This is a genomic window from Acidithiobacillus sp. (assembly GCF_023256195.1).
GTDB lineage: Bacteria > Pseudomonadota > Gammaproteobacteria > Acidithiobacillales > Acidithiobacillaceae > Acidithiobacillus_A.
In genome coordinates, this window is sequence record NZ_JAGDWX010000030.1 from 1,778 (window position 1) to 22,633 (window position 20,856).

The following is a 20,856-nucleotide window of genomic DNA, read 5'->3' on the forward strand; positions in this document are numbered from 1 at the left end:
GCGCGTGAAGAGTCGGGAGCTGGCGGTGAAGCAGGCGGAAGAGGCGCAGCGACTCCTGCGCCTGCGCTACGACAACGGGGTCGAGACGCTCACGGGTCTCCTGCGCGGGCAGGCGGAGCTGGATCGGATTCGGGCAGAGCTGGTGCAGGCACGTTACGACGAAGCAGTCGAGCGGGCAGCTCTGTGGCTCGCCTTGGGTAAGTTGGAGCTATCGAATATTGTGGCGGTGACGGGAGAGTCCATGCCGCGTGAAGGAGCAGCCGGATGAATGCAGCGAAGAGAAGCTGGATAGCGGGTGGGTTGGCGCTGACCCTGTCATTGGGCCTTGCAGCCTGTGCCAAGAGCCCTCGGGAGGCGCCGGCGGCCGGCGCGACGGTGCAGGCCCAGGTGCTGACCCTCGAGAGCAGCTCGGAAAAAGGCTACAGTTCGGTGCCAGGGACCGTGGTCGCGGCGCAGCAGGTGCAGTTGAGCTCGCGCCTCAGCGGTTATCTGCGCCACCTGGATCTGCGCGTCGGCCAGGCCGTGCAGCGCGGGCAACTGCTTTTCGAGGTGGATCCCGCCAGTGCCGACAGTCAGGTACGGCAGGCCCAGGCAGGCCTGGCCCAGGCTGAGGCCAATTTCGCCAATGCCCGCTCCAACTACGAGCGGTTCAAGAAGCTCTATGCCGAGTCGGCGATTCCCGCGAAACAGTGGGACGAGGTGCAGTCGCAGTACCACATGGCCCAGGCGCAGGTGGCGGCGGCACGTGCCGGTATCGCCAGCGCTCAGGCCAATCTGGGCTACGCTCGCGTGACGGCACCGTTTGCCGGCATCGTCACCGAGAAGTTTCAGCAAAATGGGGATCTGGTGGCGCCGGGCCGGCCGGTGCTCAGTCTGGCCGATCCCAGCCACCTCGAGGTGCAGGCCAGTGTCGGCAGTCGTCTCTTTGCCAGCCTGCATCAGGGGCAGACCGTACCGGTGCTGGCCGATGGGCATACCATCGACGCCCGCGTACTGGACCTCGTCAGCGTCGCCGATAGTCAGACCCACACCCACCTCGTCAAGCTGACCGTTCCTGCCGGCAGTCCGCTGCAGGCCGGTGACTACGTCGAGGTACAGATTCCAAGCCCCAGTCGGCAGGGTATCTCGGTGCCGCGTAGCGCGCTCCTCGACCGCGCCGGTATTCCCGGCGTGTTTGTCGTCGATGCCAAAGGTATTGCCCATTACCGTCTGGTCCGTCCCGGGTCCGTGGTGGGACAGAACGTAGAGATACTGGCCGGCCTGGCTCCGGGGGAGCGCATCGTGGTGAATCCCAGTGCGGATCTGGTCAACGGTGATCGGGTGGTGTCGGTGGGAGCGCAGCATGACTGAGGGACAGTCCCCCCTGAATCTTGCCGGCCGACTGGCGCAGGGTTTCTACCGCTCCAAGATCACCGTCCTCATCATGCTCGCCATCGCCCTCTTTGGGACCCTGGCGGTGCTGGTCACGCCGCGGCTCTACAATCCCGAGATCGTGGTGCCGGCGGCAGAGATCTTCGTCATGCGGCCGGGCTCCGACAGTGAGGAGACCCATAACCTCGTGGTGCGACCATTGGAAGCGCTCATGGCTTCCCTGCCTGGGGTCCACCATACCTACGGCTACGCCATGAACGACATGGGTATCGTCACGGTGGAGTTTCAGGTAGGCGCCAATGAGGAGAAGAGCCTGCTGGAGGTATACAACCAGCTGAGCCGCAATATCGACCGCATGCCGCCCGGAACCAAGCAGCCGCTGGTCAAATCCATCGGTATCAACGACGTACCCATCGTCACCGTGACCCTGAGCAGCGATCGCCACAATCCGGCGCAGTTGCGCCAAGTGGCTCTGCGGCTCATGGAGCAGTTGCAGAGCGTGCCCGATGTCGCCAATGCCGAGGTCATCGGCGGCAGCCCCATGGCCGTCAATGTCTGGCTGGAGCCGGGTAAACTGGCTAGCCTCGGCCTGGGTCTGCAGCAGGTTCGCCAGGCTCTGGAAGCCAGCAATGTCATCCTGCCTGGGGGACGCCTGGTTCACGACAACCGGGAGATACCGCTGAGGGTCAATGCGGCGGTGGGCTCGGCCCAGCAGGTGGGCCGGGTCATCATCGGCAGCCACGACGGTCGCCCCATCTTCCTCCACGACGTCGCGCGCATTGAGGAAGGCCCCGCCGAGATGGACACGGCTGTCAGCAGTACCCTGGGGCGGGCCAATACCCTGGGTCTGCCGGCGGGAACCAGCATGCCCGCCGTCACCATTACCCTGGCCAAACGTCCGGGCGCCAATGCCGTGACCGTCGCCGATGCCGTCAAGGCCAAACTCCAGCGCTTGCAACGGGAGGCGATGCCGCAAGGCATTCACGTCACCTTGACGCGGGATTATGGCGCGCGTGCCGACCAAGCCGTCAGCACCCTCTTTGAGCACCTCAGCATCGCCATCGCCGTGGTGGCCGTGATCCTGCTGCTTTTCCTGGGCTGGCGCGAGGCCGGCATCGTCATCCTGACGGTGCCCTTGACCCTGGGCGTGGTGCTGGGCATTGGCTGGTTGCTGGGGCAGACCATCAACCGCATCACGCTGTTTGCACTGATCCTGTCGCTGGGTCTGCTGGTGGACGGCGGTATCGTCGTCATCGAGAACATCCACCGACACATCAGCGGGGGCGGTGGCGGACGCCTTTCCTTTGCAGAGCGGGTGGTGCGCGCCACCAACGAGATCGGTAACCCCACCAATATCGCCACGCTCGCCGTCATACTGGCCTTCATTCCCATGGCCTTCGTCACGGGCATGATGGGGCCGTTCATGCTGCCCATTCCCATCTTCGTGCCCATCGCCATGATCGCTTCGGTGCTGCTCGCATACACGGTCGTGCCCTGGGGCGCCTATCGCTTTCTCCGACGCAAGGCGCAAGCGCACGAGCGCGAGGCCATGGCCGCGGGCGAGCACGGCACGCAGCGCGATGCGCTGCAGAAAGGTTATATCCGGGTGTTCAAGCCTCTGCTTGAGTCCGGGAGCAAGCGCAACCTGTTCTTCATCGTCGTCTTGGTCCTGCTCTTTCTGGCGATGCTGATGCCGGCCTGGCAGTTCATCCGTCCCTCGGGCATGAACGGGCCTCTCAGCCTCTTGGGGGTCAACGTCAAGATGCTGCCGGAGGGTAATGTCAGCGATTTCATGATTCAGGTGGACACCCCGGCTGGTACGGCGCTGGATGAGACGGGACGGGTGGTGCAGGCTGTGGGCGAGGTGCTGGCGGAAAATCCCTACGTGGAAAACTTCCAGAGCTATGTCGGGCGCTCGGCGCCGGTAGACTTCGCAGGTCTCGTGCGCGGCGACATGATGCGGCAGGGAAGCAACTACGCGCAGATCCAGGTCAACCTCGTACCAAGGGACGAGCGACCCATGTCCCACGAGGTAGCCGTCCGTGTCTACCACGCCCTGAAATCGGTGCGCCAGCGCTTCCCCCACACCGTCATCAAGATCTTCGAGGTGCCGCCGGGGCCGCCGGTGCGGGCGCAGGTGGTGGCAGAGCTCTATGGCCCCAATTACGACAAGTTGCGGCAGCTTGCGGGCGCCGTCGAAACGGAATTCCGCAAGGTCTACCGGATGGTGAACGTGGACGATTCGGTGACGGCAACGGTGCCGGAGTATCGTATTCACGTGGAGCAGGACAAGGCCATGCTGGCTGGTGTGGCACCGGCACAGGTAGCAGAACTGGTGCACGATTATATCGCCGGTACCAAGCTCGGGGCCCTGTCTGTGCCCGATGCCCGGGAACCTGTGGATATCATCCTGCGGGTTCCGCCCGCCCAACGGGCCTGGAAGCAGCAGATTCTTGACTTGCAGATCCGCAACCGCATGGGGCAGGAGGTACCACTGTCCAGCATCGTCCAGATTCAGGATACCCATGAGGACAAGCCCATCGTCGATCGCGATCAGCACCGGGTGGTCTATGTGACCGGTGATCTACTGGGCTCGAGTCCGGTCTATGCCGTGCTTTCCCTGAATCACTGGCTCGATGGCAAGACGCTCGACGGCGTGCGCCTGCACACGGGTAACCTGGGTTTCATGCCGGCGCAACCCGAGGACATCACCCACTACCAGATCCTCTGGGGTGGCGACATGCGCCTGACCCTGGATGTGTTCCGCGATCTGGGCGCCGCCTTCATCGTGGCTCTGGTCTTCATCTATCTGATGTTGGTGGCCTACTACCAATCCTTCATCATGCCGATCATCGTCATGGGCGCCATTCCGCTGACTCTGGTGGGTGTGTTCCCCGGCCATTGGCTACTGAATACGCCCTTCAACGCCACCTCCATGATCGGGGTGATCGCCCTGGCGGGCGTGGTGGTGCGCAACTCCCTGCTGTTGATCGACTTCATCATCGAGTATCGGCGCGAGGGCTATGCCTTGGAGGATGCGGTGCTGGAGGCTGGAGCGGTGCGTTTCCGGCCCATCCTCCTCACGGCACTGGCCATCATGTTCGGCTCCGCCATCATGGTGACGGACCCGGTCTTCGGTGGGCTTGCGGTATCCTTGATTTTCGGGACCTTCGCCTCCACTATGCTGACATTGATCGTGATACCGCTCCTGTACTATCTCTGGGAGCGGCGCCTGGAGAGAAAATCGGGGGTACAGAAATGAATACCGAACGTTGGGTACGCGTGGTTGCCGGACTTTTCATCCTGCTCAGTCTGGCGCTGGGCATTCCGGGCAGCCCGGTCTTCGCCAGTGAGTGGTTTCTGGCCTTTACCGCCTTTGTCGGGCTCAATCTGATGCAAAGTGGGCTGACCTGTTTCTGCCCTTTGGAGAAGATCCTGCTCAAGCTCGGCGTGCGCGATGCGCGCGTCTGCGGGAGTTGAGTCGCGATGGCCAATCTGGGTAGCTACCTGTCGACGCACTGGCCGCTGATACTGGCGGTGCTGGGTATCCTGCTGCTGCTGTTCAAGGGGCCCATCGTACGCAAGCTGGCCGGGATCGAGGAAATCGCACCGGAGAATGCGGTACGCCTCATCAACGACCACGATGCCGTGGTCATCGATGTGCGGGAGTCGGCGGAGTGGTCGCGTGGTCACCTGCCCGGCGCTCGCCACATTCCTCTGGGCGAGGTGGGCAAATACCTGCCGGATCTGCGCAAGCACCAGGAACATCACGTCATCTGTCAGTGCGCCAGTGGAATGCGCTCGGCACGTGCCGCCGGTATACTCAAGAAGGCCGGTTTCACCAAGGTTTACAGTCTCAAAGGGGGCATATCCGCGTGGCGCAGCGCGGGTCTGCCGGTAGAGAAGGACTGAGGGCGATGCCCGTGGATGTGCGCATCTACGCCACTGGGAGCTGCCCCTACTGCCATATGGCCGAAACCCTGTTGCGGCGCAAGGGCGTTCAGCCGCGGATCCTGCGGGTGGATCACAACCCTTCTTTGCGTCAAGAAATGCTGCGGCTGAGCCAGGGTCGGCGTACGGTACCGCAGGTATTCATCGGTGACCGACACGTCGGTGGTTTTGACGATCTTTCCGCCCTGGAGCGCCAGGGGCGCCTGGATGCCCTGCTGGCGGATACCGGGCTATGCTGAGTCGGGAGGCTTTCCATGGCTAAGATCCATGTGGTGTGTCCGCACTGCGGTGCCATCAACCAGTTGCTCGAGGAACGCCTGGGCGAAGAGCCCAAATGCGGCAAATGTCACCAGGCCCTGCTGCCCCAGCATCCGGTTGAACTGGCGGGTGCGGCCTTTGCGCGCTTCATCGACAAGAACGATCTGCCGGTATTGGTGGATTTCTGGGCTCCTTGGTGCGCTCCCTGTCGCGCCATGGCGCCGCAGTTCGAGATGGCGGCGCGCCGCCTGCGCGGGCACTGCCTCTTTGCCAAACTCAATACGGAGTCGGACCAGGCCACTGCGGGTCGCTTCCAGATCCGCTCCATTCCCACCATGATCCTCTTCCGCGGGGGCCGTGAACTGGCCCGGCAATCGGGTGCCATGAACGCTCCAGACATCGAGGCCTGGCTCGCGCGCCAGGGCATATCGTCCCGAGCCTCTTGACTTGTTCTGAAAACTCTTTAGATTGGAGCTCTAAGCCATTGAGTTTCATGATCTAGGAGGATGCCTTGCCCCCTGCCGGAAAGTGCAATCCAGGACGTCGTCGCTTTCTCCGGGGAGGAGCGGCGGCCCTGGGACTCGGGCTTGCCGCGGGACTCGGCTGGGAGCCTGCGCTGGCCGAGACCTTGCGTCCCGTCGTGGTCTGCATCGACCCCGGCCACGGCGGTCACGATCCGGGCTGCGTCGGTGTCCGGGGCCTGCGCGAGAAAGATGTGGTCCTCGACGTCGGTCTGCGCGTGGGGGCGCTGCTGGAGGCCGTGCCGGGTCTGCAGGTGGTCTACAGCCGGCGCAGTGACGTGTTCGTACCGCTGGCGCAGCGTCTCCAGCTGGGGATACGGCAGCGAGCGGATCTGTTCCTATCCATCCATGCCGATGCCTTCCCGGAACGGGATGTGCGCGGTTCCAGTGTCTGGATTCTGTCGGAGCGGGGCGCGAGCAGCAGTGCGGCACGTTGGCTGGCCCAGAGCCAGAATGGTGACTTCTGGGACAGCAGAGCGGCCCTCAGCGGCAGTCGTGAGCTGCACGACGTGCTGCTGGATCTCAGTCGCAGCGCCGCGACCAGTGCCGCGACGCGCGCGGCCCAGCTCATGCTCCGGGCCCTGGCGGAGGTGGAGGACCTGCACACGGCTCAGGTCCAGAAGGCCAATTTCGTAGTCCTGCGCGCGCCCAACGTACCCTCGCTTCTCGTGGAGACTGCCTTCCTCAGCAACCCCGAGGAAGAACAGCGACTGCGCGACCCCGCTTTCCGCGCGCTGCTGGCTCAGAGCATCAGCGATGCCGTGCTTGCCCATTTCGTACAGGCACCGCCCAGTGACTCGCGCTGGTCCTCTGCGCGGCACGCCATCGCCCCGGGCGAGACCCTGTCGGAGCTTGCGGCGCGCTACGGAGTACGGCCCGAGGTGCTGCGCCTTGCCAACGGATTGGTCTCGGCGCAGTTGCCCGCGCGAGGCTATCTGCGCGTCCCCATCCTGCACGCCTAGGCCGCGACATGGTCAAAGCGGCGGTCGTCCAGCTCTGTTCCGGTGCTGAGGTCGATAGCAACCTGGCGACGGCAGCGGAGCTCCTGCGGGAGGCGGCAGCCCAGGGTGCCCGTCTGGCGCTCCTGCCGGAGAACTTTGCCTTCATGGGGCGGCACGAAAACGACAAGCTTGCCATCGCCGAAGCGACAGGTGCGGGTCCCATCCAGGATTGGCTGGCGACGCAGGCGCGCCAGCACGGATTATGGCTCTTGGGTGGCAGTATTCCGCTGCGCAGTCCCGACGGGCGGGTTTTTGCCAGTCTGCTGGTCATGGATCCACAGGGCCAGTGTCGTGCCCGCTACGACAAGATCCACCTCTTCGACGTCGATCTGCCCGGCGGCGAACAGTACCGGGAGTCCCGTACCATTGCTCCGGGGCGGCGAGCCGCTGCCGTAGCAACGCCCTGGGGCAGGGTGGGGCTATCCATCTGTTACGATCTGCGCTTTCCGGAGCTCTATCGTTCCTACGCCGGCGCCGAATTTCTGGTCGTGCCCAGCGCCTTCACGGCCCAGACAGGAGCGGCGCACTGGGAACCGCTCCTGCGTGCCCGTGCCATAGAGAATCAGGCTTTCGTTCTGGCGGCCGATCAGGGAGGGCGACACGCCAACGGTCGTGAGACCTATGGCGGCAGCATGATCGTGGACCCCTGGGGACAGGTGCTGGTCCGCCTGGACCAGCATCCCGGAGTCTTGGTGGCCGAATGTGACCTCCATCGCCAACAGGCCCAGCGCCGTAGTCTACCGGTGTGGCAGCACCGGCGCTTGTGAGGACGATCTCGATCCCTTACCAGGCGATGTAGGCGTAGCCCTGCTGCTGCAGCAGCATCAGATCCACGGCGCCGCTGAATACCTGCTTTGCCTCCGGGATCAGTTGCTTGGCCGTGATCTTGATGGTCTTCATGGTCTGCTCGCAGGCATTGAAGACCACGCCGTACATCGCCAGGCTCGATACCTGCTCGCGGATGAAGGCCTCGTAGTGGTGCTTGTTGTGTTCATCCTTCACCAGCAGCCAGATGCCAGGGCCGAAGCAGTCGATGACGATGTTGACGTCGTTGTTGAAGTGACCGAGGACCACGGCGGCGCTGTGGAGGATGTCGAGGATGTAGGCCGGGTCGGATTTGTTGAGCTGGTAGACGACCTTATTCTTGCTGGGACCCATGCCCATCCCCATGCCCATCTCGCCCCCCTGGGCACTGGCAGCGATGGCGCCAACGCTGGCGATGGCAAGACTGCCGATGAACTGTCGACGGGAATGGTTTTTGGTTTCGGCCATGTTATGCTCCTTGCTTGCGTGAGGGACTCTTATCTCAGCCTAGCAATAAGCGGACCATCGAGGACCGCATTCCGGAGCTCCCTGGGAGCGTCTTCCAGCACATGGAGTGATCGATGCAGCAGTTCAACCGAGCGTTCTTCAAGGATCTGTGGCAGATCATCAAACCCTACTGGTCACGTTCACCGGAGCGCTGGCTGGCACGCTGGGTCTTTGCCCTGATCATCGCGTTGAACCTCTTCATGGTGTTCATTTCCTACCGCATCACCCAATGGTACGCGGTGTTCTGGAACGCGCTGCAGCATTTTGAGGTGCAGGCGGCCTGGACCCAGATGGCCATATTTCTGGGTCTGGCGACCCTGTACATCATCGCTGCCGTTTCCCAGACCTTCTTCACTCAGATGCTGGAGATACGCTGGCGGCGCTGGCTGACCGTGGAATATCTGGACGCCTGGCTCGCCCGTGGCACCTTCTACCACATGCAGGTGCTGGGGGATGGCACGGATAACCCCGATCAACGTATCAGCGAGGATCTGGCGAGTTTCACCAGCATGACCCTCAACATCGTCATCGGCCTGCTGAGCTCCATCACTACCCTGTTCGCCTTCGTGTTCATGCTCTGGGAACTGTCGGCCCTGATCACCATTCCCTGGCACGGGCACACCTTCACCATTCCCGGCTATCTGGTCTGGGCGGCTCTGATCTACGCCGTTTTCGGTACCATCGTCACGGCCTGGATCGGCAAGCCCCTTATCCAGCTCAACTTCAATCAGGAGCGCTATCAGGCGGACTTTCGTTTCAGCATGATGCGTCTGCGCGAGAACAGCGAGAGTGTGGCCCTGTATCGCGGCGAGGGTGAAGAACGCCACCACTTCCTGCGTCGCTTCGCCGAGGTCTACGCCAACTACTGGCGCATCATCTGGCGGTCCATGCGCCTGAATTGGTGGAGCTCGGGCTATGGTCAGGCGGCCATCATCTTTCCGATCCTGGTCAGTCTGCCCGCCTACTTCGTGAACAAGGCCATCGGCATCGGCGGGCTACAGCAGATCGCCTCGGCCTTTGGTCAGGTGCAAGGGGCGCTATCCTTCATTGTCAGTAGTTACAGCAGCTTGGCCAACTGGCATGCGGTGGTGGATCGTCTGCGTTTCTTCCAGCAGTCCATGGACGAGGTGCACCGCATTCAGGAAAACCACTACCACATCGACCGGCGCGACGGTCCGCACCTGCAGGTCACTGGGCTCACGGTGCGTCTGCCGAACGGCCGCGAGTTGGTACGGGATCTGGACTTTGAGCTGCATCGGGGCGAGCGGCTTCTGATCATGGGCCCATCGGGTGGAGGCAAGAGCACCCTGATTCGTGCCCTGGCCGGCATCTGGCCCTTCGGCGATGGTCGAGTCGCCCTGCCGGCGGGCGACCGGCCGCTGTTCCTGCCGCAGCGCCCCTACCTGCCCATGGGCACCCTGCGCGACGTTCTGGTCTATCCCTTCGGGATCTCGGCCCCGGACGACGAGCGACTGCGCCAGGCCTTGCACTTGGTGGGCATGCCGTCTCTGGTGGACCAGTTGGAGGAGGTCAAGCTCTGGTCGCACACCCTGTCCCTGGGCGAACAACAGCGACTTGCCTTTGCCCGCGTGCTCATCCATCGACCGCCCTGGCTGTTTCTCGACGAGGCCTCGTCGGCCTTGGATGAGCCGGCAGAGGAGGCTCTCTATGGGCTGCTGCTGGAACAGTTGCCCAGCACAGCTATCGTCAGCGTCGGTCATCGTTCGAGTCTTTTAGTCTTCCATGAGCGCTGTCTGCGGCTGGACGGGCAGGGCGGCTGGACGATACGGCCCATCGACACCCCGTCACCCGGCCAAGCCTTGCGCTTGCAGCCTTATCCGGGATAATCCCGTCTATCGTCCGGATCTTGCATTGAGGAGGAATGTATCGTGGCCATGACCGGTAAGGATCTTCCCTTGGGTAGTCCGCTGCCATCCTTCGAGCTGCCCATCGGTGGCGGTGAGGGACGCTGGCGCAGTGCCGAGGCGGCGGGCAAGCCGCTGCTGGTGCTTTTCTTGTGCAATCATTGCCCCTACGTGCTGCACATAGCGGAAAAGCTCGGGACGCTGGCCCGCGGCTGGCAGGAGCAGGGTTTGATGGTGGTGGGCATCAATGCCAACGATCCGGAAACGTATCCCGAGGATGCGCCGGAGCGCATGCCAGCCGAGGCCAAGCGGGCAGGGTATACCTTCCCCTACCTCTTCGACGCCGATCAGTCCGTGGCCAAGGCCTTCCACGCTGCGTGCACGCCCGACATCTTTCTCTTCGATGCGGCGGGCAAGCTCTTTTATCACGGCCAGTTCGACTCCAGCCGACCCAAGAACAACGAACCCGTCACCGGTGCCGATCTGGACCATGCCGTACAGGCACTGTTGCAGCATCGCGCGCCGCCCAGCAACGTAGCGCCCTGTATGGGCTGCAGCATCAAGTGGCGAGCCGGTAACGCCCCGGCGGACTGAGCCCTTGAGTACCGCGGCAGCCCGCGAAAAACAGCGCATCGGCCAGATTCTCCTGCGCCGAGGCTTCATTTCCGAGGCGCAGCTGGAGCGGGCACTGGCCCGCCAGAATACGACGCACCAGCGCCTTGGGGCGCTACTCATCGCCGATGGTGTGGTGGCTGAGCAGGATCTCGCCCTGAGTCTCAGCAGCCAGGCACGCGAGATCTTTACCGAGCGCCGTCGTCGTGCCGCCAAACTGTTGGCGCAGATCGCAGAGAAGCAGCGCGCAGAGCTGGAACGTCAGACCCTGGATTTCATCAACGAATGGCAACAACGGGTGCGCCGCCTGCAGGATCGGGAGAATGGCGAGCGCAAGCGACGGGAGGCGGCCCTACGACTGGCCATGGATTTCCCCCGCGCCCTCATTGTGGCACAGGAGCGTATCGGCGAGGCACAGAGACGGGACGATGCCAATCGACTGCGCCGGATTCTGGGCGGTCTGGCAGAGATAGAGCGCAACTTTGCCGCGTTCCGCCAGGCCATGACCGGCGCCAGCCTCTATCCCCTGTCGGAATGGATCGGCCGCTGGCAGACCTTGGCGGAGTGGGCCAAGGATTTACAGCGGCAGCTCGTGTAAGAACCAGAACGACTGGATTCCGACGGCGACTCGGTCCGCGCTGCTCAGTGGAAGAGCGTGCGCAGGAAAAAGGGGCGTCGTGCCCGGAGCCCCAGGTGATGGATCGCGGCGGAACGCTGCCGCTGCCGACGCAGCTGCAGAAGACGCAACTGCAGATCGCGCTTGATCCGGTGGCGTTCGTGTTCGGCCATAAAAGAGTGATAACTCGGAAAGTTACGCACCCTGCGCAAGGCGGCCAGGAGTTTGCTGGTGGTGTCCATGGCGTGCTCCGAAAAAGGTCTTACAAAGACTTAAGCAATAGGCATGCCAGTTTCGTAACACGCTGAAAGTGAGAAAGTTTTTATGCCGGTGGGCGTCCTTATTGGCTTTTTTTGTCTCCGGCGCACGACAAGCCCGAGAAAAACGGCACTCAGTGCCGTCGAAAGGCGTCTATGATCAGCATCACCGCGCCGATACTGATGGCACTGTCGGCGATATTGAAGTAGGGCCAATAGAGGTGCCCCCAGTGGGCACCGATGAAATCCACCACGTAACCCAGCCGGATACGGTCGATGAGGTTGCCCATGGCACCACCGAGGATGAGCGCTAGGGCTGTGGCGGTCCAGTGCGAGCCTGCTTTGAGCCGTCGCAAAATGGCAACAATGACGACAGCAACCGCCACGGCGATGAGGATCAGCAGCCAACGCTGCCAGCCGCCGGCGCCGGCCAGGAAGCTGAAGGCGGCGCCGGTATTGTGAACCAGGCGCAGATCGAGTAGTCCCGGAATGAGGACGACCCCCTGGCCGACCCGCCAGATGTGACTGAGCCAGAGTTTGACGCCCTGATCCAGCAGAATGACCGCCACGGACAACCATAGATAACGCAACATCAGCAGAACTCCCGGGTCTCGCCCTCGTCACTCAGATTCCGGATACAGCGACCGCAGAGCTCCGGATGCTCGGCGTGCTGTCCGACGTCGGGGCGGCGATGCCAGCAGCGCGCGCACTTGCGGTCCGTGTCCGGCGCTACCGAGATCCGCAAGCCCGCGGGCACGCCTTCCTGCACGACCGGTGCGATGTCGACTTCCTGCAACTCGAGGTCGGAGCACAGCAAAAAGAAACGCAGTTCCTGGGCGAGACCCTGGAGGATCGTAAACCAGTCGCCGTGGGCCTCGATCCGCACCCGCGCATCCAGGCCCGAGCCGATGCTTTTATCGCGACGCAAGGGTTCCATCTGGGCGTTGACGGCCTCGCGCAAGGAACGCAGCCGCTGCCAGCGCAGCTCCAGAGCGGCGGCATCCGGGATCTCCGGGAGATCCACGAAGGTGGCCAGGAGCACGCTCTCGCTCGGCCGTTCCGGCATGTGCTGCCAGATGTCCTCGGCGGTGAAGCTCAGAATGGGCGCCATCCAGCGCACCATGGACTCCAGTATGTGCTGCAGGACCGTCTGCGCCGAGCGGCGCGCCCGGGAACGGGCCGGCGTGGTGTAGAGGCGATCCTTGAGGACGTCGAGGTAAAGTCCACCCAGATCGAGGTTGCAGAACTGATGTAGGCCCTGAGCAACTTTGACGAAGTGAAATTCCTGGTAGGCGGCGCGGATTTCCGCCTGTAGCTTGCCCAGACGGGCCAGCATCCAGCGATCCATCTCCAGCAGTTCGTCGGCGGCCAGGGCGTCGCGACTGGGCAAGAAGTCGTGATTGTTGCCGAGGATGAAACGGGCGGTGTTGCGGATGCGGCGGTAGCTGTCGCCCAGACGAGCGAGGATGTCCTCGGAGATGGGGATCTCACCTCGGTAGTCCTCCGAAGCCACCCACAGGCGCAGGATGTCGGCGCCGTAGCGGTCGATGATTTCCTGGGGAGCGATGACATTGCCCAGGGACTTGCTCATCTTGCGTCCCTCGGCATCGACGGTGAAGCCGTGGGTGAGCACCGCCAGATAGGGCGCGCGACCACGGGAAGCGACGGATTCCAGCAGGGAGGACTGAAACCAGCCGCGATGCTGGTCGGAGCCTTCCAGGTAGAGGTCGGCGGGGCTACGCAGTTCGGGACGCCGATCGAGGACAAAGGCGTGGGTGGAGCCGGAGTCGAACCAGACGTCGAGGATGTCGGTGACTTTGTCGAACTGGTCGTGGCCGCATAGAGCGCAGTGCTCGTCGCCCCGGAGAAAATCGCTGTCGGGATGGCGATACCAGGCTTCTACGCCTTCCGCCTCCACCAGGGCCGCGATGCGTTCGAAGAGGGCGGCGTCGCGCAGGGGTTCACCGCAGCGGCGGCAGGCAAAGAGCGCCACCGGTACCCCCCAGGAACGCTGTCGGGAGATACACCAGTCTGGCCGCTGGGCGACCATCTGCTGGATACGCTCCCGACCCCATTCGGGGATCCAGCGCGTGGTCTCGATGGCCGCCAGAGCCTGCTGGCGCAGCCCCCCCTCATCCATGCGGATGAACCATTGCGGTGTGGCGCGAAAGAGCAGGGGGGTCTTGTGCCGCCAGCAATGGGGATAGCTGTGGTGGATTTTTTCCTGGTGGACGAGGCGGCCCAGTTCGTGCAGCAGTTCCGGTATCCGTACGTTGGCCTCCTGCATGCTCAGCCCGCCCAGCCCTGAGCCGAGATCGGCGCGATAGTGGCCGCTGCCTAGCACGGGGCTGTCCGTGGGCAGACGATACTGAAGGCCGAGAAGATAGTCGTCGACACCGTGGGCCGGGGCGGTGTGAACGCAACCGGTGCCGGTGTCCAGGGTCACGTGCTCGCCCAGGACGATGGGTACCTGCCGCTCCTCCCAGGGATGCTGCAGGGTGAGTCCCTCCAGCCGGCGTCCCGTAAAGGTCGCCACGGTCTCCACCGGCGGTCGGCCGTAACGGGCCAGGGCGAGCTCCGCGAGCTCAGCGGCCAGGATGAACCAACGCCCATGTTCGTGCACCAGCACGTAGGTGTAATCTGGATGCACGGCCACCGCTTGATTGGCGGGCAGGGTCCAGGGCGTGGTGGTCCAGATGATGACCTCCGGGACGATCTCTGGGGCAAGCTGCAGCCGCTCTTGCCAGCGTGGCAGATCGGCAGCGAGGAAGGCGACGTCGATGGCCGGATCGTTGCGTTCCTGATATTCCACCTCGGCCTCGGCAAGGGCACTGCCGCAGTCCACGCACCAGTGCACCGGTTTGGCGCCCCGGTAGACGAAACCCTGGACGGTCAGGCGCCCCAGCTCACGCAGGATGTCGGCCTCGGCTTGATAGTGCATGGTGAGGTAGGGGTGTTCCCAGTCACCCAGCACGCCGAGACGTTCAAAATCGGTCCGTTGTCCGGCGATCTGACTCTCGGCATAGGCGCGGCAGGCCTGACGGAAGGCCGCGGCGCTCAATTTTTCGCCAGGGCGTCCGAATTCTTTTTCCACCTGAACCTCGATGGGCAGACCGTGGCAGTCCCAGCCGGGCACGTAGGGCACCCGCATGCCCTCCAGGAGTCGGCTTTTATTGATGATGTCCTTGAGGATCTTGTTGACGGCGTGACCGATGTGGATCTTGCCGTTGGCGTACGGCGGACCGTCGTGCAGGATGTAGCTGGGCGCGGTGGCGCGCTCCTTTTGCAAGCGCCCATAGAGATCCATGCCTTGCCAGCGCGCCAGGAATTCCGGTTCGCGACTGGGGAGTTTTCCCTGCATGGGGAAATCGGTCTGGGGAAGGTTCAGGCTGTTCTTGTAATCCATGGTTGTCCCAAAGCGTCGGGGTGATCGAGAAAGTACTGGCGGGTGTTGGCGACATCCTGTGTGATGGCAGCGATGAGCTGGTCCAGCTGATCGTAATGCGCTTCATCCCGCCACTTGTGCAAGAGCTGGACCTGTACCATCTGCCCGTAGAGATCTACCGTCACGTCCAGGCAGTGGGCCTCCAGCAGCAGACGCTTGCCGCCCACGGTGGGCCGCAAACCGATACTGACGGCCGCGGGCCAGGCCTGCTGGTTGGTGCGCAGGATACCGGCAAAGATGCCGCGCAGGGGCGGCGGACGGCGTGCCAGATCGATGTTGGCCGTGGGAAAGCCAAGTTCGCGACCGAGGCGATCGCCGCCCACTACCCGGCCGCAGATGGCATAGGGTCGGCCCAGCCACTGTGCTGCCTCGTCCATCCGGCCTTGTTGCAGAAATTGGCGGATCCCGGTGCTGCTGACACGCTCCCCCTGCAGGCAGAATGGGGGCTGCTCCTGGACCCGGAAGCCGAGCTGGCGGCCCATACGCGCCAAGAGATCAAAATCGCCTCGCCGTCCGGCACCGAAACGAAAATCGTGGCCAACATGGACGCTGTGGGCGGCCAGGCGGCGATGCAGGATCTCGCGGGCGAAGTCCTCGGCGCTCAAGGCCGCCAGGGCTCCGTCGAAGCGGGCCACGTAGACGGCGTCGGCGCCCGCCTGCCGCAGCGCCACGGTCTTCTCCCGCAGGGAATTGAGACGTGCGGGCGCCTGCGCTCCCCGGAAAAACTCCCGTGGCAGGGGTTCGAAGGTCAGTACGCTGCGCACGGGCCCCTCCATGGCCGCAATCAGGGCCTGGTGACCGCGATGCACGCCATCGAAATTGCCGATGGTCACGGCAACGGGGTGCGGCTCAGGGCGGCGCCATCGCAGACGGTGCAGGCGCAAGGCCGAAGTCTCAGAGGGACCGGACATGAAAGGCGGTATTCCACGGGCACAAAGTGGCCGCTATCTTAGCCCAAAGCCGTCCATCGTGCATGCTCAGAGCGGATCCTGTACCCGCGCCGGTTCGCCCGCTGTCATCATACTGTCATATTCGCCTGCTATGCTTTCCTCGCTGTACTTCCATAGATAATCGATAGAGAGGGCGTAACATTATGAATATCAAAGTAGTTGCTCTGAGCGTGAGTCTGCTTTCCCTGGGTATGGCGGGAGCGGTGCAGGCGGCGGAAAGTTTTTCCGGGTCCGGCAGTACGGCGATCCAGCCGGTGCTGACCAAGTGGGCCGCCACCTACAAGGAGAATACCGGGGTCGAGATCAACTACGGCGGTGGCGGGTCGGGCCAGGGCATCAAGGACATCAAGGCTGGACAGGTGGCCTTCGGTGCCACGGACAAGCCTCTGACCAGTGAGGAACTGCGCAAGGATCACCTGATCCAGTTCCCGGCCATCATCATCGGCATCGCCCCCATCGTCAACCTGCCCGGCGTCGAGCCTGGTCAGATGGTGCTGGACGGCAAGGTTCTGGCGGACATCTATCTTGGTAAGATCACCAAGTGGAACGATCCGGCCATCGTCGCCCTCAACAAGCAGATGAAGCTGCCGGACCTGGACATCACCGTGGTGCATCGCTCCGACGGCTCCGGTACGACCTTCAATTTTGCCGACTACCTGTCCAAGGTGAGCCCGGAGTGGAAGCAGAAAGTGGGTGCCGATACCGCCATTTCCTGGCCGGTGGGTACGGGTGGCAAGGGTAATCAGGGTGTCGCCTCCTTCGTGCAGAAAATCGTCGGTTCCATCGGTTACGTGGAACAGGCCTACGCGGTGGAGAACAAGCTGGCCTACACCCGCATGATCAACGCGGCCGGCAAGGTGGTGATGCCGGACATGAAGACTTTCCAGGCGGCGGCTGCCAATGCCAACTACGGCAAGGCCGAAGACTTCTACCTGATCCTGACGGATCAGAAGGGCGCGCAGAGCTGGCCTATCACGGCGACCACCTGGGTCATGCTGCGGGACGACGCTCCCAAGGCGACCAACGAGGGCGTCGTGAAGTTCTTCCGCTGGTCCCTTACCTCCCCCAAGGCACAGCAGGAAGCCGAGCAGCTGGCCTATGTGCCACTGCCCAGCAGCACCGTGAAGCAGATCGAGGGCTACTGGAAGAGCAAGCTGGGCCTGTAAGGGCGGCGCTTTCTCCCCACCATGCATCCGGCGGCAGACCTTCGCGCGAGCCGCCGGATCTCTGTCTGGGCCGGCGACCGGCTTACCGGCGCGGCCCGCTTTCGTGATGGAGTCGCACCCATGCTCGCGTCCAGCTCCGGATCTCCCCGTCCGAGTGTCGGGGATATCTTTTTTCGCAGTCTTGCAGGCTTTGCCGCCCTGTTCGTCCTGCTCGTGCTCTTTGGCGTTGCCGTCGCGCTCTTATGGCGGTCCCTGCCAGCCTTTCAGCATTTTGGCTGGTCCTTTCTCTGGACCGGGACCTGGGATCCGGTCCGTGACCTTTTCGGCGGCTGGATCCCCATCGCCGGTACGCTCATCAGCTCGGCCATCGCCCTGCTCATCGCCGTGCCGCTGGCCTACGGTGTCGCTCTCTTCGTGACCAGCCTGGCACCGGCCTGGCTGGGACGGCCGGTGGGCAGCGCCATCGAGTTGTTGGCCGCCATCCCCAGCATCATCTACGGGATGTGGGGTCTGTTTGTGTTCGCGCCCCTCTTCGCCAAGGCGGAGCCTTGGATCTCGGCCCACATCGGCACACTGCCTTATCTCGGTGTCCTCTTTCGCGGTCCGCCCATGGGTATCGGCATGCTCACGGCGGGCCTGATTCTGGCCATCATGGTCCTGCCCTTCATCGCGTCCATCATGCGCGATGTCTTTGCGGTGGTGCCACCCATGCTCAAGGAATCGGCCTATGCCCTGGGTGCTACGCCTTGGGAGGTACAACGCCACGTGGTTCTGGCCTACACCCGCAGCGCCGTTCTTGGCGGCATCTTTCTGGGCCTGGGGCGGGCCCTGGGGGAGACCATGGCGGTGACCTTCGTCATCGGTAATGCCCACCAATTGAGCAGCTCCCTGCTGAAGCCCGGGAATTCCATCGCGGCACTTCTGGCCAACGAGTTTGCCGAGGCCTCTTCGCCGCTGTACCAGTCCTCGCTGCTGGCCCTGGGTTTCATACTCTTCGTCATGACGCTCGTCATCCTGATCCTCGCTCGTCTCTTGCTCTGGCGCCTTGAAACGGCGCAAGGAAAGGCCGGCCTATGAATGCGCTCTATGCCCGGCGTCGTTTCTGGAATTTCTTTCACTTCGGCATGGCCATGCTGGTGACGGTCATCGGCCTTGTGGTTCTGCTGTGGATCACCTGGACTACCCTGCGCTTTGGATTTTCCGCCTTGAATCTTCAGCTGTTCCGGATGGATACTCCGGCGCCCGGGAACCCCGGTGGCCTGCGCAATGCTTTTGTCGGCAGTCTGCTGTTGGTGGGGCTTGCCGTGCTGGCGGGCACGCCTTTGGGCATTCTCGCCGGAACCTTTCTGGCGGAGTTCTCCCAGGGTAGGCGCATCGGCGGGGTGGTACGTTTTTTCAACGATATTCTGCTCAGCGCACCCTCCATCGTCATCGGCCTCTTCGCCTACAGCGTCGTGGTCTACCCGATGGGGCACTACTCGGGTTGGGCTGGTGCCGTTGCCCTGGCGATCATCTTCGTCCCCGTGGTGTTGCGCACCACCGATGAAATGCTGCGGCTCGTGCCCGGTAGCCTGCGCGAGGCCGCCCTTGCTTTGGGTGCCCCCTACTGGACAATGATTCTGCGGGTGACCTATCGGGCGGCAGGCGCGGGCATCCTGACCGGCATCCTGCTGGCGCTGGCGCGAATCAGCGGCGAGACGGCGCCCTTGATCTTTACGGTGCTCAACAATCAGTTCTGGTCCACGGATCTCGGCAAACCCATTGCCAGCCTGCCGGTGGCCATCTACCAGTTCGCCATGAGCCCCTATGCCGATTTGCAGGCGCTGGCCTGGGCGGGTGCGCTGGTGACGGTGATCTTCATCCTCTTGCTGAGTCTTGCCGCGCGCTACGTCCTGTATCGCTCCCAGCGCAGCTGAGCCGCTTACCATTAATTTGTGTTATAGTATATAGGTAAAGTGAAGTGATCTGCCGACAGCGGCGCGGATGGACCTGAGGATGTCCGCTGCGGCGGACTGTATGTGGATTGGGAGGTGGTTTTGTCATCACTTTGGTACGCCTTGCCCATGGATAGCCAGTGGGTTCTGGCACATCTGGCCTACAGCGCCATTCTGCTCGTCCTGGGCGTCTTGCTGTCGCGCTTTCTCCACGGAGTCTTTGGCAAGCTTCTGACCCTGATGGAGCGGCGGCGGCGGGTGTCGCGCGCCTATGTCGCCATCCTGCGGCGGGTGACGGGCTGGTTCCTGTGGCTGTTGCTGGGCGTGATACTGCTGCGCCTGTGGGGTCTGGACGTTTCTGCCATCTGGACCACTTTTGTCAGTATGCTGGCGGTCATCGGCGTCGGTCTGCTGGCTGTCTGGACCATGATCAGCAATGTCACCGCACGTTTCTTCATCTGGTTCTGGCGGCCGCTGCAGATGGGGCAGCGGGTCGAAATCTTTCCCGAAGGACTGTGCGGCGAGGTGGTAGAGGAAAACCTCATGTTCACGGAACTGCGCCAGGAAGATGGTCGTGTGGTCGTGATCCCCAACAATCTGTTCTTTCAGCGGGTGGTGCGTCGCGAGGCGCTGGAGGACAAGGCGTGAGCGAGACCCCGGCGGCGGACGGGAATGAGGCAATCTGGGTACTGGGCGAGTGTCTGGTAGACGACTTTGGCGATTTCCAGCGCCTGGGCGGCGCACCTTTCAATGTTGCGAGCCACCTCTGGGCTTTGGGCCAGACGGCGTACTTCATCAGCCGTGTCGGCCGGGACGGACCCGCTGCACAGATCCGCGCGCAGTTGCAGCGGTGGCCAGGTGCCGAGGCCTGGCTGCAGGAAGACGACACCCTGCCGACCGGTCGGGTGCTGGTGCATCGGCTGGGAACCGGTATGCACCGCTTCGAGATCCTGCCCCATCAGGCCTACGACGCCATCGCCACGGACGAGGCACTACAGGCAAAGGCGGCTGAATCGTCCTTTCTGCTCTATCACGGCAGCCTTGCCCTGCGTGAGGAGGGGCTCAGCCGTGCTACCTGGCATTTCCTCGCCACGCGGGCACAGGGGCGCTTTGTCGATATCAATCTGCGCGATGGCTGCTGGCAGGCGCCTTTTTTGGCGAAGCTGCTGCAGGGCGCCTTGGTCCTGAAATGCAACGACGAGGAATTGCGCATCCTGCAGCGCGAGTTTGCGCTGGGGGATGGTGCGGTGGAGCACATACTGGCGACGTTGAGACAACACTTTGATGTCGGCGAGATCATCGTGACCTGTGGCCCCGATGGTGCGCTGCACTGGGACGGAGTGTCCCTGACCCGCGCTTTGGCGCCGGCAACGGCGGTGGTGGATACCGTCGGTGCCGGCGACGCTTTCAGCGCTGCCTGGTTGCATGCCCGCAGGTGCGGGGCCACGGTGGCACAGGCTCTGCGACTGGCCAACGGCTTGGCAGCCAGGGTCTGTGCTCTGGACGGTGCGCTGCCGGAAGATCCACACGACTTCTACCGCGAGTTCATCGCGGAAGTGGGGGAAGCAGCCCGGGGCGGCTGAGACGGCGAGGAGGCA

The 20,856-nt window shown here is 63.2% G+C and carries 22 protein-coding genes; 17 read left to right on the plus strand and 5 right to left on the minus strand.

Annotation, left to right across the window (positions count from 1 at the left end):
• From Q0C23_RS07460 to Q0C23_RS07500, 9 genes are all read left to right on the plus strand, one after another.
• Window positions 1–268: TolC family protein (locus Q0C23_RS07460; protein ID WP_291511737.1), on the plus strand; the 268-nt coding region annotated here is incomplete at its 5' end.
• Window positions 265–1,350, plus strand: coding sequence for an efflux RND transporter periplasmic adaptor subunit (locus Q0C23_RS07465; RefSeq protein WP_291511738.1), 1,086 nt, complete (start codon window positions 265–267; stop codon window positions 1,348–1,350). The genes Q0C23_RS07460 and Q0C23_RS07465, both read left to right, overlap by 4 nt.
• The gene (locus Q0C23_RS07470; protein ID WP_291511739.1) at window positions 1,343–4,633 is read left to right on the plus strand and encodes an efflux RND transporter permease subunit; all 3,291 of its coding nucleotides are present in this window, start codon (window positions 1,343–1,345) and stop codon (window positions 4,631–4,633) included. Before Q0C23_RS07465 ends, Q0C23_RS07470 begins: the two co-directional genes overlap by 8 nt.
• Window positions 4,630–4,851, plus strand: a complete 222-nt coding sequence (locus Q0C23_RS07475; protein ID WP_291511740.1) for a DUF2892 domain-containing protein — start codon at window positions 4,630–4,632, stop codon at window positions 4,849–4,851. The genes Q0C23_RS07470 and Q0C23_RS07475 overlap by 4 nt, the downstream gene beginning before the upstream one ends.
• 6 nt (window positions 4,852–4,857) lie before the next feature.
• On the plus strand, window positions 4,858–5,283 hold the full coding sequence (locus Q0C23_RS07480) for a rhodanese-like domain-containing protein (RefSeq protein ID WP_291511741.1): 426 nt from the start codon (window positions 4,858–4,860) through the stop codon (window positions 5,281–5,283).
• Window positions 5,284–5,288: 5 nt separating this feature from the next.
• A complete protein-coding gene (gene grxC / locus Q0C23_RS07485; RefSeq protein WP_291511742.1) occupies window positions 5,289–5,561 on the plus strand; it encodes a glutaredoxin 3 in 273 nt (90 codons plus the stop codon).
• A gap of 15 nt (window positions 5,562–5,576) precedes the next feature.
• Window positions 5,577–6,026: a thioredoxin TrxC gene (trxC, locus tag Q0C23_RS07490; protein WP_291511743.1), complete on the plus strand. Its 450-nt coding sequence runs from the start codon at window positions 5,577–5,579 to the stop codon at window positions 6,024–6,026.
• 65 nt (window positions 6,027–6,091) lie between these two features.
• Window positions 6,092–7,063 carry an N-acetylmuramoyl-L-alanine amidase gene (locus Q0C23_RS07495; protein WP_291511744.1) on the plus strand — a complete coding sequence of 324 codons (972 nt, stop codon included), beginning with the start codon at window positions 6,092–6,094 and terminating at the stop codon, window positions 7,061–7,063.
• 8 nt (window positions 7,064–7,071) lie between these two features.
• Complete coding sequence (locus tag Q0C23_RS07500; RefSeq protein WP_291511745.1) at window positions 7,072–7,869, plus strand: carbon-nitrogen hydrolase family protein; 798 nt, start codon at window positions 7,072–7,074, stop codon at window positions 7,867–7,869.
• Window positions 7,870–7,885: 16 nt separating this feature from the next.
• Here Q0C23_RS07500 and Q0C23_RS07505 read toward each other — a convergent pair whose 3' ends face one another.
• Window positions 7,886–8,374, minus strand: a complete 489-nt coding sequence (locus Q0C23_RS07505) for a DsrE family protein (RefSeq protein WP_291511746.1) — start codon at window positions 8,372–8,374, stop codon at window positions 7,886–7,888.
• A gap of 113 nt (window positions 8,375–8,487) precedes the next feature.
• Here Q0C23_RS07505 and Q0C23_RS07510 point away from each other — a divergent pair, with 113 nt between their 5' ends.
• Genes Q0C23_RS07510 through Q0C23_RS07520 form a run of 3 tightly spaced genes read left to right on the plus strand, consistent with a single transcriptional unit; the run spans window position 8,488 to window position 11,488 of the window.
• Window positions 8,488–10,260 (plus strand): ABC transporter ATP-binding protein/permease, encoded by a 1,773-nt coding sequence (locus tag Q0C23_RS07510; protein ID WP_291511747.1) that lies wholly within the window; start codon window positions 8,488–8,490, stop codon window positions 10,258–10,260.
• Between the two features lie 48 nt (window positions 10,261–10,308).
• The gene (locus tag Q0C23_RS07515; RefSeq protein WP_291511837.1) at window positions 10,309–10,872 is read left to right on the plus strand and encodes a thioredoxin family protein; all 564 of its coding nucleotides are present in this window, start codon (window positions 10,309–10,311) and stop codon (window positions 10,870–10,872) included.
• A 4-nt stretch (window positions 10,873–10,876) separates the two neighbouring features.
• A complete protein-coding gene (locus tag Q0C23_RS07520; protein WP_291511748.1) occupies window positions 10,877–11,488 on the plus strand; it encodes a hypothetical protein in 612 nt (203 codons plus the stop codon).
• A gap of 44 nt (window positions 11,489–11,532) precedes the next feature.
• On the opposite strand, the gene Q0C23_RS07525 is transcribed toward Q0C23_RS07520, so the two are convergent.
• The 4 genes from Q0C23_RS07525 to Q0C23_RS07540 all read right to left on the minus strand — a co-directional run bounded on the left by Q0C23_RS07525 (window position 11,533) and on the right by Q0C23_RS07540 (window position 16,119).
• Complete coding sequence (locus tag Q0C23_RS07525) at window positions 11,533–11,748, minus strand: hypothetical protein (protein ID WP_291511749.1); 216 nt, start codon at window positions 11,746–11,748, stop codon at window positions 11,533–11,535.
• Between the two features lie 149 nt (window positions 11,749–11,897).
• Window positions 11,898–12,356, minus strand: a complete 459-nt coding sequence (gene lspA / locus Q0C23_RS07530; protein ID WP_291511750.1) for a signal peptidase II — start codon at window positions 12,354–12,356, stop codon at window positions 11,898–11,900.
• Complete coding sequence (gene ileS, locus Q0C23_RS07535) at window positions 12,356–15,169, minus strand: isoleucine--tRNA ligase (protein ID WP_291511751.1); 2,814 nt, start codon at window positions 15,167–15,169, stop codon at window positions 12,356–12,358. Before ileS ends, lspA begins: the two co-directional genes overlap by 1 nt.
• Complete coding sequence (locus Q0C23_RS07540; RefSeq protein ID WP_291511752.1) at window positions 15,148–16,119, minus strand: bifunctional riboflavin kinase/FAD synthetase; 972 nt, start codon at window positions 16,117–16,119, stop codon at window positions 15,148–15,150. Before Q0C23_RS07540 ends, ileS begins: the two co-directional genes overlap by 22 nt.
• 182 nt (window positions 16,120–16,301) lie before the next feature.
• On the opposite strand from Q0C23_RS07540, the gene pstS reads away from it, so the two are divergent.
• The 5 genes from pstS to Q0C23_RS07565 all read left to right on the plus strand — a co-directional run bounded on the left by pstS (window position 16,302) and on the right by Q0C23_RS07565 (window position 20,841).
• On the plus strand, window positions 16,302–17,324 hold the full coding sequence (gene pstS, locus Q0C23_RS07545) for a phosphate ABC transporter substrate-binding protein PstS (protein ID WP_291511753.1): 1,023 nt from the start codon (window positions 16,302–16,304) through the stop codon (window positions 17,322–17,324).
• Window positions 17,325–17,444: 120 nt separating this feature from the next.
• Complete coding sequence (pstC, locus tag Q0C23_RS07550) at window positions 17,445–18,401, plus strand: phosphate ABC transporter permease subunit PstC (RefSeq protein ID WP_291511754.1); 957 nt, start codon at window positions 17,445–17,447, stop codon at window positions 18,399–18,401.
• Complete coding sequence (gene pstA / locus Q0C23_RS07555) at window positions 18,398–19,240, plus strand: phosphate ABC transporter permease PstA (protein ID WP_291511755.1); 843 nt, start codon at window positions 18,398–18,400, stop codon at window positions 19,238–19,240. Before pstC ends, pstA begins: the two co-directional genes overlap by 4 nt.
• A 114-nt stretch (window positions 19,241–19,354) precedes the next feature.
• Window positions 19,355–19,906, plus strand: a complete 552-nt coding sequence (locus Q0C23_RS07560; protein WP_291511756.1) for a mechanosensitive ion channel family protein — start codon at window positions 19,355–19,357, stop codon at window positions 19,904–19,906.
• Window positions 19,903–20,841 (plus strand): PfkB family carbohydrate kinase, encoded by a 939-nt coding sequence (locus Q0C23_RS07565; protein WP_291511757.1) that lies wholly within the window; start codon window positions 19,903–19,905, stop codon window positions 20,839–20,841. Before Q0C23_RS07560 ends, Q0C23_RS07565 begins: the two co-directional genes overlap by 4 nt.
• Window positions 20,842–20,856 lie beyond the last annotated feature (15 nt).

What these genes read in the sequence shown, in the direction of transcription:
- pstC (WP_291511754.1), top strand. Translation starts at nt 17,445, where the DNA reads ATGCTCGCGTCCAGCTCCGGATCTCCCCGTCCGAGTGTCGGGGATATC.
- Q0C23_RS07500 (WP_291511745.1), top strand. Translation starts at nt 7,072, where the DNA reads ATGGTCAAAGCGGCGGTCGTCCAGCTCTGTTCCGGTGCTGAGGTCGAT.
- Q0C23_RS07475 (WP_291511740.1), top strand. Translation starts at nt 4,630, where the DNA reads ATGAATACCGAACGTTGGGTACGCGTGGTTGCCGGACTTTTCATCCTG.
- lspA (WP_291511750.1), bottom strand. Translation starts at nt 12,356, where the DNA reads ATGTTGCGTTATCTATGGTTGTCCGTGGCGGTCATTCTGCTGGATCAG.
- ileS (WP_291511751.1), bottom strand. Translation starts at nt 15,169, where the DNA reads ATGGATTACAAGAACAGCCTGAACCTTCCCCAGACCGATTTCCCCATG.
- Q0C23_RS07480 (WP_291511741.1), top strand. Translation starts at nt 4,858, where the DNA reads ATGGCCAATCTGGGTAGCTACCTGTCGACGCACTGGCCGCTGATACTG.
- Q0C23_RS07525 (WP_291511749.1), bottom strand. Translation starts at nt 11,748, where the DNA reads ATGGACACCACCAGCAAACTCCTGGCCGCCTTGCGCAGGGTGCGTAAC.
- Q0C23_RS07515 (WP_291511837.1), top strand. Translation starts at nt 10,309, where the DNA reads ATGACCGGTAAGGATCTTCCCTTGGGTAGTCCGCTGCCATCCTTCGAG.
- Q0C23_RS07510 (WP_291511747.1), top strand. Translation starts at nt 8,488, where the DNA reads ATGCAGCAGTTCAACCGAGCGTTCTTCAAGGATCTGTGGCAGATCATC.
- Q0C23_RS07540 (WP_291511752.1), bottom strand. Translation starts at nt 16,119, where the DNA reads ATGTCCGGTCCCTCTGAGACTTCGGCCTTGCGCCTGCACCGTCTGCGA.
- Q0C23_RS07465 (WP_291511738.1), top strand. Translation starts at nt 265, where the DNA reads ATGAATGCAGCGAAGAGAAGCTGGATAGCGGGTGGGTTGGCGCTGACC.
- pstA (WP_291511755.1), top strand. Translation starts at nt 18,398, where the DNA reads ATGAATGCGCTCTATGCCCGGCGTCGTTTCTGGAATTTCTTTCACTTC.
- trxC (WP_291511743.1), top strand. Translation starts at nt 5,577, where the DNA reads ATGGCTAAGATCCATGTGGTGTGTCCGCACTGCGGTGCCATCAACCAG.
- grxC (WP_291511742.1), top strand. Translation starts at nt 5,289, where the DNA reads ATGCCCGTGGATGTGCGCATCTACGCCACTGGGAGCTGCCCCTACTGC.
- Q0C23_RS07470 (WP_291511739.1), top strand. Translation starts at nt 1,343, where the DNA reads ATGACTGAGGGACAGTCCCCCCTGAATCTTGCCGGCCGACTGGCGCAG.
- pstS (WP_291511753.1), top strand. Translation starts at nt 16,302, where the DNA reads ATGAATATCAAAGTAGTTGCTCTGAGCGTGAGTCTGCTTTCCCTGGGT.
- Q0C23_RS07505 (WP_291511746.1), bottom strand. Translation starts at nt 8,374, where the DNA reads ATGGCCGAAACCAAAAACCATTCCCGTCGACAGTTCATCGGCAGTCTT.